This window comes from Thalassotalea sp. PLHSN55, from assembly GCF_052030545.1.
Lineage (GTDB): Bacteria > Pseudomonadota > Gammaproteobacteria > Enterobacterales > Alteromonadaceae > CANMXU01.
The window spans coordinates 20922-31089 of sequence record NZ_JBPDIH010000017.1 but is presented as its reverse complement, the minus strand read 5'-3'; the positions used below and the strand labels follow the sequence as shown (position 1 = coordinate 31089).

General features: G+C 39.9%; 10 protein-coding genes and 1 tRNA gene. 8 read left to right on the top strand and 3 right to left on the bottom strand.

Translation table 11 applies throughout. The annotated features are described in order from the left end of the window. From ACRRSQ_RS20325 to ACRRSQ_RS20295, 7 genes are all read left to right on the top strand, one after another. Positions 1-96: hypothetical protein (locus ACRRSQ_RS20325; protein WP_440877608.1), on the top strand; the 96-nt coding region annotated here is incomplete at its 5' end. A 453-nt stretch (positions 97-549) separates the two neighbouring features. Then, positions 550-626 (top strand) — tRNA-Trp (locus ACRRSQ_RS20320). A 98-nt stretch (positions 627-724) separates the two neighbouring features. Further along, positions 725-1105 carry a preprotein translocase subunit SecE gene (gene secE, locus ACRRSQ_RS20315; protein WP_440877606.1) on the top strand — a complete coding sequence of 127 codons (381 nt, stop codon included), beginning with the start codon at positions 725-727 and terminating at the stop codon, positions 1103-1105. A gap of 2 nt (positions 1106-1107) precedes the next feature. Beyond that, complete coding sequence (gene nusG, locus ACRRSQ_RS20310) at positions 1108-1692, top strand: transcription termination/antitermination protein NusG (RefSeq protein WP_440877605.1); 585 nt, start codon at positions 1108-1110, stop codon at positions 1690-1692. 163 nt (positions 1693-1855) lie between these two features. Further along, a complete protein-coding gene (locus ACRRSQ_RS20305) occupies positions 1856-2692 on the top strand; it encodes a mechanosensitive ion channel family protein (RefSeq protein ID WP_440877604.1) in 837 nt (278 codons plus the stop codon). 213 nt (positions 2693-2905) lie between these two features. Further along, on the top strand, positions 2906-3736 hold the full coding sequence (locus ACRRSQ_RS20300) for a hypothetical protein (RefSeq protein WP_440877603.1): 831 nt from the start codon (positions 2906-2908) through the stop codon (positions 3734-3736). Between the two features lie 189 nt (positions 3737-3925). Continuing rightward, positions 3926-5620, top strand: a complete 1695-nt coding sequence (locus ACRRSQ_RS20295) for a pseudouridine synthase (RefSeq protein WP_440877602.1) — start codon at positions 3926-3928, stop codon at positions 5618-5620. Between the two features lie 124 nt (positions 5621-5744). Here the strand turns inward: ACRRSQ_RS20295 and ACRRSQ_RS20290 are convergent, their stop codons facing one another. From ACRRSQ_RS20290 to ACRRSQ_RS20280, 3 genes are all read right to left on the bottom strand, one after another. Next, positions 5745-5936 carry a hypothetical protein gene (locus ACRRSQ_RS20290; protein ID WP_440877601.1) on the bottom strand — a complete coding sequence of 64 codons (192 nt, stop codon included), beginning with the start codon at positions 5934-5936 and terminating at the stop codon, positions 5745-5747. A gap of 157 nt (positions 5937-6093) precedes the next feature. Beyond that, complete coding sequence (locus tag ACRRSQ_RS20285) at positions 6094-7215, bottom strand: anhydro-N-acetylmuramic acid kinase (protein WP_440877600.1); 1122 nt, start codon at positions 7213-7215, stop codon at positions 6094-6096. After that, entirely contained in the window at positions 7215-8612 is a 1398-nt protein-coding gene (locus tag ACRRSQ_RS20280; RefSeq protein ID WP_440877599.1) for a peptidoglycan DD-metalloendopeptidase family protein, read from the bottom strand. The genes ACRRSQ_RS20285 and ACRRSQ_RS20280 overlap by 1 nt, the downstream gene beginning before the upstream one ends. 154 nt (positions 8613-8766) lie before the next feature. Between ACRRSQ_RS20280 and tyrS the strand changes: the two genes are divergently transcribed. Further along, positions 8767-9966, top strand: a complete 1200-nt coding sequence (tyrS, locus tag ACRRSQ_RS20275; RefSeq protein ID WP_440877598.1) for a tyrosine--tRNA ligase — start codon at positions 8767-8769, stop codon at positions 9964-9966. Positions 9967-10168 lie beyond the last annotated feature (202 nt).

Here is a 10168-nt window from a genome sequence, read left to right as displayed (position 1 = left end):
ATCAACCCAGTAGCGATGGACGAAGGTTTACGCTTCGCTATCCGTGAAGGTGGCCGTACTGTAGGTGCTGGTGTTGTATCTAAAATCATGGACTAATTCCTGATTTAGATTAACATCTAATCCTTAAAAAGGTCGCGCAAGCGGCCTTTTTTGTGCCTGTAATTTGAGTTTAGATTTTGGCATGGTGCTGGTGTTGTTTCGCTATACCTACAAGAAAGCATGGACTCATTCCTGATTTAGATTAACATCTAATTCTTAAAAAGGTCGCGCAAGCGGCTTTTTTTGTGCCTGAAATTTGTACCGGTAAGTTGATGATGAATCGAACGACTAGAGCAGCTCAAAGTTACAAAATGGTTCACGTACAAAAATTATCGTTACAACCAAATTTTATAGCAGTTGTTTTTATGCGCTTTTTTGAGGTTATCACCGCGCTAGGCGAAAATATTGCTTGAGTATAGTGACTGGCTGAGTATAATAGCGCCTCACTTCTAGAGTCTCTCTTACTTCCAACAAACTAAGAATCACTCGGTAAGTGTAAGTATAATTTGAAGGGGTATAGTTCCAATTGGTAGAACAGCGGTCTCCAAAACCGACGGTTGGGAGTTCGAATCTCTCTACCCCTGCCATATTTTAGAAAGCATTATTGACGATGCTTTGAAGTTAAACCTCGAACATTCGGGGTTGTTTTGTCTTAGTTTAGACGAGTAGATATAGGTTTATGACAATGAATGCAAATACAGAAGACCAGCCTAGCGGTTCTCTTGATTTTATTAAATGGGGTTTAATCTTCATTATTCTTGCTGGTGCCGTTTTAGGTAACAATTATTTCGCAGACGAGTCTGTGTTTATTCGTGCCTTAGCTGTAGTAACAGCTATCGTTTTTGCTGGCTTTATTGCGATGCAAACCGAAAAAGGTCGTACTGCTGTAGCATTCGCCAAAGAATCAAAAACTGAAGTAAGAAAAGTGGTTTGGCCAACACGCCAAGAAGCTGTGCAAACTACGTTTATCGTACTAGCTGCAACTTTAGTCATGTCTTTACTATTATGGGGCTTAGATTCTTTCTTATTTTGGATTGTCGGTTTTGTTACTGGCTTACAGGTGTAGTTATGACTGAAGAACACAACGAAGAAAGAAGCTCGACTGGTTTTGTTAATGAAAACCCAAAACTAAGATGGTATGTAGTTCAAGCATTCTCTGGTTATGAAGGCCGCGTTCAAAAAACATTAATTGAGCACATCGAGATCAATAATCTTCAAGAAAAATTCGGTCAGGTATTAGTACCAACTGAAGAAGTGATTGAAATGCGCGCTGGTCAAAAGCGTAAAAGTTCACGTAAGTTCTTCCCAGGTTATGTGTTAGTGCAAATTGACATGGACGAAGAGTCTTGGCATTTAGTGAAAAGCGTGCCACGTGTACTTGGCTTTATTGGTGGAACAAGTGACCGTCCTGCGCCAATTAGTCAACGCGAAGCAGACCGAATTTTACAACGCTTAGAAGAAACTGATAAGCCGAAGCCTAAAACACTATTTGAACCAGGCGAAGTGGTACGCGTTATTGATGGCCCATTTGCTGACTTTAACGGTGTTGTTGAAGAGTTAGATTATGAGAAGAACCGTATTAAGGTTTCTGTACTAATCTTTGGTCGCTCAACGCCAGTTGATTTAGAATTTGCTCAGGTAGAAAAAGGCTAAACCTTCTTCTATTTTCGAGTCAAAAAACCAGCACCTTGTTGCTGGTTTTTTTATGTCTGCAATTTAATAACCCATTTTCACTAAATCTTCATTAGATAAAGCTTTGATTTTCAGCAATTACAGCTACAATTGTAAATGAACTGTTAACCTAGAGGTTTGAATAATGGAAGTGAGTGTTGAAAGAATAGAAGGCTATTTGAGCATGATTGCTGAAATGAGCATTCAGTTTGGTACTAAGCTATTGTTGGCTTTAATTGTTTTCTTTATCGCGCAATGGATTATTAATCGTATTATGAGTGTGGCAGCACTTGCCATGGAAAAACGTGGTGTAGAAATTACACTACACCAATTCTTATTAAGTATCTTTAAAGTAATTTTAAAAGCGATACAAATTATTATCTTTGCCTCTATGGTCGGTGTTGAAACCGCATCATTGATTGCAATATTAGGTGCTGCAGGCTTAGCCGTAGGTTTAGCGTTGCAGGGCAGTCTAGCAAACTTTGCTGGTGGTATTTTAATTCTATTATTCAAGCCGTTTAAAGCGGGTGACGTGATAGAAGCGCAAGGTTATGTTGGCACTGTTGTTGAAATCCAAATTTTCAATACGATTATTCGTACGCTTGATAACCAACGCGTGATCATGCCCAACGGTTTGCTTTCTAATGGTTGTGTGAAGAACCTGTTTGTTGAGTCTACCCGCCGAGTGGATATGACCTTTGGCATTAGCTACGGCGATGACATTCAAAAAACAAAAGATGTATTAGAGAAAGTATTAGCGGCTAACGAGTTAGTATTACAAGATCCTAAGCCAGACATTTTTGTCTCTGAACACGGCGCGAGCTCAGTAAACTTTACCGTTCGTCCTTGGACTAACTCTGAAAACTACTGGCCAGTATACTTTGGCACAATGGAAGCGGTGAAAATTGCTTTTGATAAAGAAAACATCACCATTCCGTTCCCGCAACGCGATGTGCATGTTATTCAAGATTTAAAGGATTAACGACACTGAACAGTACAAGTGAATAAGCGAGATTCCTTCTTACTCACTTGTACTTCAAATCCTCAGTGACTATAGACTTTTGAATGACAAGCATAGTATGCTGAGATCAAAGCAGGGATAGCTAAACATGTATGTAACGTAGGTTACGCCTCATCTTTAATCAATTTCCTGCCACTAATAATAAATTAATGTATTAACTCGTTAGGGAATAGTATGAAAACCATCACATCTTATATAAGTCGACTTTTTGTTTTACTGTCAGTACTCAGCTTTTCATCAATCGCCGCTGCGCAAGTGAGCGACGCGCAAGTTTACCAATTATTGGATAAGTCAGGCGCGACCAAAACCATCGAAGGCTTACCGATGCAAATGCAGGCTATGGGTCAGCAAATAGCGTTAACGGCCAAAAATCCTGCGGAACACCAAAAATTTATGGAAACGTTTTTGTCATCGTTAAATACCGATGTAATGTTGCAAAATATGGTTGGTTACGTTAAGAAAAATGCCAGTGAAGCAGATATTGCACCTATTTTAACGTGGTTAGATAGCGATCTAGCAAAACGAATGATCTCGGCTGAATTGCAAGCTTCAGACCCTCAATTTCAACAAAACCTAATGGGTTTTATGGGGCAATTACAAGCTAACCCTCCGTCACCAGAGCGCACACAAACTATCATCAATTATGTCCAGTCTTCGGCAATTGTTGACCAAAGTATGAAAGTAGTTATGGCGATGGTGACGAATATGTTTGATGCATTAAAAGCCTCAAAGCCAGAAAATGCTGAAATTGCTGCACAATTAGATGCGCAAGTTGATCAAATGGCCTCGATGATGAAACCGGCGCTTGAGCAACAAATGACCTTAACTTCTTATTATATTTATCGCGATATGAGTAACGAAGATATCAATCAATATGCTGAGTTTTTTACGCAAGATGTTGGTAAAAAATACTTAGATATTTTGATGGGTGCTGTTGGTGAAGGACTAAACGAATGGGGCGTTTCACTGGTTAAAGCCATTGAAAAAGAACAAACGCAAAGTTAGTTTGTTGAGCTAATTAATGTTGATTGAATTGAAAAGTCCCACAAATTACGTGGGACTTTTTTGGTTGTGGTGATCTTAAGTGTTAATTATCTTTGTTAAGCCGTGATAAACACGTTCATACGAGGTAAAATACGCGCTTTATTTAAGCTTAACCACATTGGTTAGCTTTATTGCCAAGTAATTCGCTATATGACATCCCAAACAGCTTTATTTACGCCATTTAATACCAATATCGGAGACTATCCGTTACCTGAGCGATTTACCTTTCCATTTTATTATCAGCCACATCCACTGTGTAAACTTGCGGCTGAGCAATTACAAAACCACTTGTTGAATCAAACAAACTGGCAGCACAATTTTGGTTTGCAAGAGAATACCTCTGATGCCAGTGGCAAAATGTTTGGTGTTTTATTGGTAAAGGATCAGCAAGGTGAAATAGGTTTTTTATCGGCATTTTCAGGTAAGCTTGCGCAGCAGAATTTGTTGCCAGGATTTGTGCCACCCGTTTTTGATATGTTGACCAAAGAGAGTTTCTTTCTTGAAGAGCAACGCATTATTAATGCAATAAACGACGAATTATCTGTACTAGAGCAAAATCCCAAACTGGTTACATTAACGACTTTGTTAGCGAATGAACAGGAAAATGCCGAGCAAAAAATCAAGGACCATCAAGCTGAAGTTATAAACGGTCGAAAAGACAGAAAACAGCAGCGCTCGGATGCGCTAGCAAAGCTTAACGAGCAAGCGTATCAGCAACTACTTGCCAAATTAGGTAAAGAGAGCGTTGCTCAAAAAAATCAAATGTTGGCTATTAAAGACTATTGGCAGCAGCGCATCGCAGAAATAAGTGAGCAACTTGAAACTCTGCAAGATGAAATTGAAGCACTGAAAAAGACCCGTAAAAAATTATCTAAACGACTGCAGAAAAAATTGTTTGCCCAGTATCAGTTTTTAAACGCTCGCGGCGAACAAAAAGATTTGGTGGAAATTTTCAAAAACACAGCGAGAATTGTGCCGCCTGCGGGAGCAGGAGAGTGTGCAGCACCTAAGTTATTACAATATGCTTTTATGCATCAATTACAGCCGTTAGCTATGGCAGAGTTTTGGTGGGGAATTTCGCCTAAATCAGAAATTAGGCAGCATCTTAATTTCTACCCATCCTGTCAAGGCAAGTGCCAGCCAATCTTAGCGCATATGCTTGATGGTATGGCGGTTGATGAAAATCCGTTATTAAATAACCCTGCGGAAAGTAAGTCGCTAGATATTATTTATCAAGATGACGCTTTTGTTGTTGTTAATAAACCCGCGGGTTTATTGTCGGTACCAGGAAAAAGCATTAAAGACTCGGTACAAGAGCGCATTAAGGCAAGATTCCCGCATTATAATGGTTCAGTTATCGTGCATCGGCTCGACATGGCAACCTCAGGTTTGATGGTAGTGGCACTTAATAAACCTGCCCACAAAAATTTGCAGCAGCAATTTGTTAAGCGCAGTGTTAACAAATGTTATGTCGCCTTATTGGTTGGGCAGTTAAGTGAAGAAAAAGGCGATATTGATTTACCGCTTCGTGGTGATTACGACGATCTGCCTCGCCAGTTGGTATGTCACGAATTCGGCAAGCCAGCACAGTCTAAATGGCAAGTTATCGAGCGTATTGAAAATGACGATGGGCAATTCACCAAGGTACTGCTTTATCCAAAAACGGGGCGTACTCATCAGCTAAGGGTGCATTGTGCCCATGCTGACGGTTTAAATCACCCAATAGTTGGAGACACGCTTTATGGCAGCAAAGAAAAGCGTTTACATCTTCATGCGATGTCGATTGAATTTGACCACCCCATAAACCAGCAACGACTTTCTTTTGAAGTTAAACCTGAATTTTAACGGATAAAATGAAAAAGGCTCCATCAGGAGCCTTATAGTTCATAAGTTTAACCATCGAACATCTTAATAGCGTATGGTTAGTAGCGTTCGGTTAACAGTATCAGTTGCTAAATTAACTGCTCACTTAGTAGTAAGTATCTTCTCGATTATGCGCTTGCGGATCATCGATGATCTCTTCAAAATTTACTTCAAAACTATTATTTTCTTGCGTATTCGCCATGTATATCGTGCGTGTTGAGCTATCAATCCAAGTAACGGTACCACTACCTTTTTTACTGCCGCACTTCATTCCAATATGAATATCATTAAACTGCATTCTTCCTCCTAAATATTTCTGCCGAGACAAGTAGCACTAACTTAGAGTTATAGTTTTTATTTTAGTTCCCTATTACTATATCAGGGAAAGAACTGCTGTGCGTTTTTTCGACAGTGGCTTTTAATTATAGAAGTTAACTTAACGAATGCCAGTTTTTTTAAGGAAGAAATTCAGCGCCTAGAATGCACGCTTTCTTTGCGCCAGTGACGGCTGGAATATTACCGGCTAGCTTGCGATCATAACAATAGGCGAGCCAAGCAAAAGCAATTGACTCTAATGCATCGCCGTCAATGCCTTTTGCTTTAGTCAGTAGAATTTGGTGGTCAGGTAAACGCTCATTAATATTGCTTAACAGTTGTTGGTTGTGCACACCGCCACCACACAAATAAACGTTACCGTGAGGTGATAACCGCAAGATTTCTTGCGAAATTGACGCAGCGGTTAATGCCACTAATGTCGCTTGAATATCAACAGCGCTATGATGTGCACGTTCAGGAAGTTGTTTAATTTTTTGTGTTAGCCAAGCTAAGTGAAAGTATTCTCGTCCGGTGCTTTTTGGTGCTTTAAGATGAAAGTACTGATCAGCGAGTAAGATTCTAAGTAAGTGCTCGCTTACGTCGCCTTCGCTTGACCAGTGGCCTTTTGCATCATAATGGCCATTGTTGTGTTTGCCATACCAGTCATCAAGTAACGCATTTCCTGGTCCGGTATCAAAGCCAAGAATACGACTTTTACCATTTTTGGGTAGATAAGTGATGTTAGCAATACCGCCAATATTAACCACAAAAACATCACAGTTTTCATCGGCAAAGTTAGCTTGATGAAACGCCGGTACAAGTGGGGCACCTTGGCCGCCATAGGCAATGTCTTTATGGCGAAACTGACCAATAACCCTAATGCCTGTTAATGCAGCTAAGGTATGGTTACAGCCAATTTGCAGCGTAAATGCATGAGATTGATTAGGTCGATGACGGATAGTTTGGCCATGGTTACCAATAGCGACAATATCATTTGATGTTAAGTTTTGAGCCGCTAATAGTTGATTTACTGCATCAGCAAAAAGCTTGGCTAATTCAACATCTAAACTAAAAGCACAATCAATTTCATTGTGCCCTGCTTGGTAAAGCGTGGTTATTTTGTGACGAACCTCTAGTGAATATTCTAGGTAAAAGTCACTAATTAGCTGAGGTTTTTTGGAAGAGAAGTCGACCAGTGCTACATCTATGCCATCAGCACTGGTGCCCGACATTAAGCCAATGTAAAAGCTTTTGTTGTTCATTATTCAGCGCTTTCATCGCCAGCACTGTTCATTGCAAGCTGTGCATTCTTAGAACCGTTTAAGTCGTTCAATCTTTGCTGAGCAATCGCTAAAAACTCGGTTTTAAATTCTTTAGCAATTGGTTTTGAGTCAGGTAACTTCACCGTTCGTGGGTTTCTATGTACGCCGTTTAATAAAAACTCATAGTGAAGGTGAGGGCCTGCAGCCAAGCCTGTCGCTCCTACATAGCCAATGACTTGCCCTTGTTTTACTCTTTGCCCTGCTTTTACCGCGCGTTTGGTAAAGTGAAGGTACTTGGTCACTATGCCATTGCCGTGCTGAATAAACACATAATTGCCGTTGTACTTATTGTAAGTAGAATGCGTTACTTTACCGTTTCCGGCTGCAACCACTGGCGTGCCTGTACGCGCTGCATAATCAACACCTCGATGAGCTTTGTAGCGCTTTTGAACTGGGTGAAAACGTTTGGTGGTGAAATTCGAGCTTATGTATTTAAAATTAACAGGGGCGCGTAAAAACGCTTTACGCATGCTTTTGCCTTCTGGGGTGTAAAATTCATCATCACTAAAACGAATCGCCTGAAATGGGTCGTCTTGGTTGATAAATTCTGCCGCTAAAATTTTGCCCGGACCTATGTACTCACCATCCACATAGTTGTTTTCGTAAACAACATGGAAACTGTCACCGGCGCGAATATCTAAGGCAAAATCAATGTCCCAACCAAAAATATTTGCCAGATTAATGATCTGATTATCATTTAAGCCTGCGTTAACACCAGCATTCCAGAAGTTTGAACTGATCACGCCATGGGCAAAGGTTTGACGACTTTCTACAGTTTTAATTTCTTGGCTTGATTGATACTCACCATCAACCAAGTTGATATGTAAAATTTCAGTTTTTGATCTTGGGTATACCATTGACACCAGCGTGCCATCTTCGTCACTGGCAATTTTAAATTTATCGCCAACATCTAGCTTTTTAAGTAGCTTGCTATATTCGCCTTTGGCATTACTGACTAAATAAGTGGTACGCGGGGTAAAGCCTAAACGGCTAAATATTTTTGCCAGCGAATCACCGCTTTTAACGGTCGCATTTTGCCAATGTAATTGCGCTTGTGCAGGCACAACTTCTTCAACAATAATGTCTTGTTTGACTTCTGCAGTCTTGGCTGACGTGTCTTGGTTAATGACTTCTTTAACTTTAGGTGTAGATGTTTGACCAGGTAAAGGTATTTGATATCGTTTGCCAACTTCAAAGCTTTCATTCGCGGTTTGGCGGCTGGCAGTTGCTTTTTCTGAAGGAATAACTAACAGCAGTAACAAAAATATACTGAAAGAAGCAATAATAATTTTATGCTTTTTAGGTAAGGATAAATAAAAATTATGTATATTTTTCAAATGATTATTTCTTTTCTTGCTGGTTTTAATACGATGCTTATCGTCTACTATAACAAAAAAATCGCAGGGAAACAGCTATAGGGTTTTATCCTGTCGCGAAATTACAGTAGAATCCCTGCTTTAAAATACCCAATTTAGCTGTGGAGCCAATTAAATGACCGATGTCAGCCAAGCGTTTGAAGAAATTAAACGTGGTAGCGATGAAATCTTGTTAGAAGATGAATTGTTAGAAAAATTAAAACAAGGTAAGCCATTAAAAATCAAAGCAGGCTTTGATCCTACAGCGCCAGACTTGCATTTAGGTCACACTGTTTTAATTAATAAGTTGCGCCAATTTCAACAGTTAGGTCATGAAGTTATCTTTCTTATCGGCGATTTTACCGGCATGATTGGCGACCCAACGGGTAAAAACGTCACTCGTAAGCCGTTGACGAAAGAAGATGTTTTAGCTAATGCTGAAACCTATAAAGAGCAAGTGTTTAAAATTTTAGACCCAGCTAAAACTCGCGTTGAGTTTAACTCGACTTGGATGGAAAAGCTGGGCGCAGCGGGCATGCTTAAATTAGCGTCTCGCCAAACGGTTGCTCGTATGATGGAACGTGACGATTTTAAAAAGCGTTATGCTGGCGGTCAAGCGATTGCTATTCATGAATTCATGTACCCTCTGGTACAAGGTTGGGATTCAGTTGCATTAGAGTCTGATGTTGAACTAGGCGGTACCGACCAAAAGTTTAATTTATTAATGGGTCGTGAATTACAAAAATCGGAAGGCCAGCGTCCGCAAACTGTATTAATGATGCCATTGCTTGAAGGTTTAGACGGAGTGCAAAAAATGTCTAAATCATTAAATAATTACATAGGTATTACCGATAGCCCGACTGAAATGTTTGGTAAAATCATGTCTATTTCTGATGATTTAATGTGGCGTTATTACGAGCTATTAAGCTTTAAACCTTTAGACATTATTGAAAGTTATAAAGCGAAAGTGGCAGAAGGTGCCAACCCGCGTGATGTTAAAATCGATTTAGCGAAAGAATTAATTGAGCGTTTTCACGATGAAGATGCAGCCCAAGCTGCCCATCAAGAATTCATTAATCGTTTTCAAAAAGGCGCGATGCCAGACGAAATGCCTGAATTAGACATCAGTGCTGAAAATGGTGAAATTGCCATTGCTAACTTACTTAAAGAAGCGGGTTTAGTAAAAAGCACCTCTGAAGCGATGCGCATGATCAAACAAGGCGCAGCGAAAATTGACGGCGAAAAAGTGGCTGACAATAAAGTTGTTATCAGCACAGGAACACAAGCGGTATTTCAAGTAGGCAAGCGCAAGTTTGCCCGTGTTACGGTTATTTAATTGTTTCTATTTATTCGCTAAATAATTTCATCTAAGCCAGTTATTCAACTGGCTTTTTTATTTGCGCTTTTCTGCGCAGAACGCGTTACTTTATTGATTGAACGCCTATTTCTGAGCTTACAGGCGATAGATCTTCTTTGTAGCTAACTTAAAATCTTTTATTGATCCAAGTCATTATGCATAAAAATTAAACGCGTAGTAT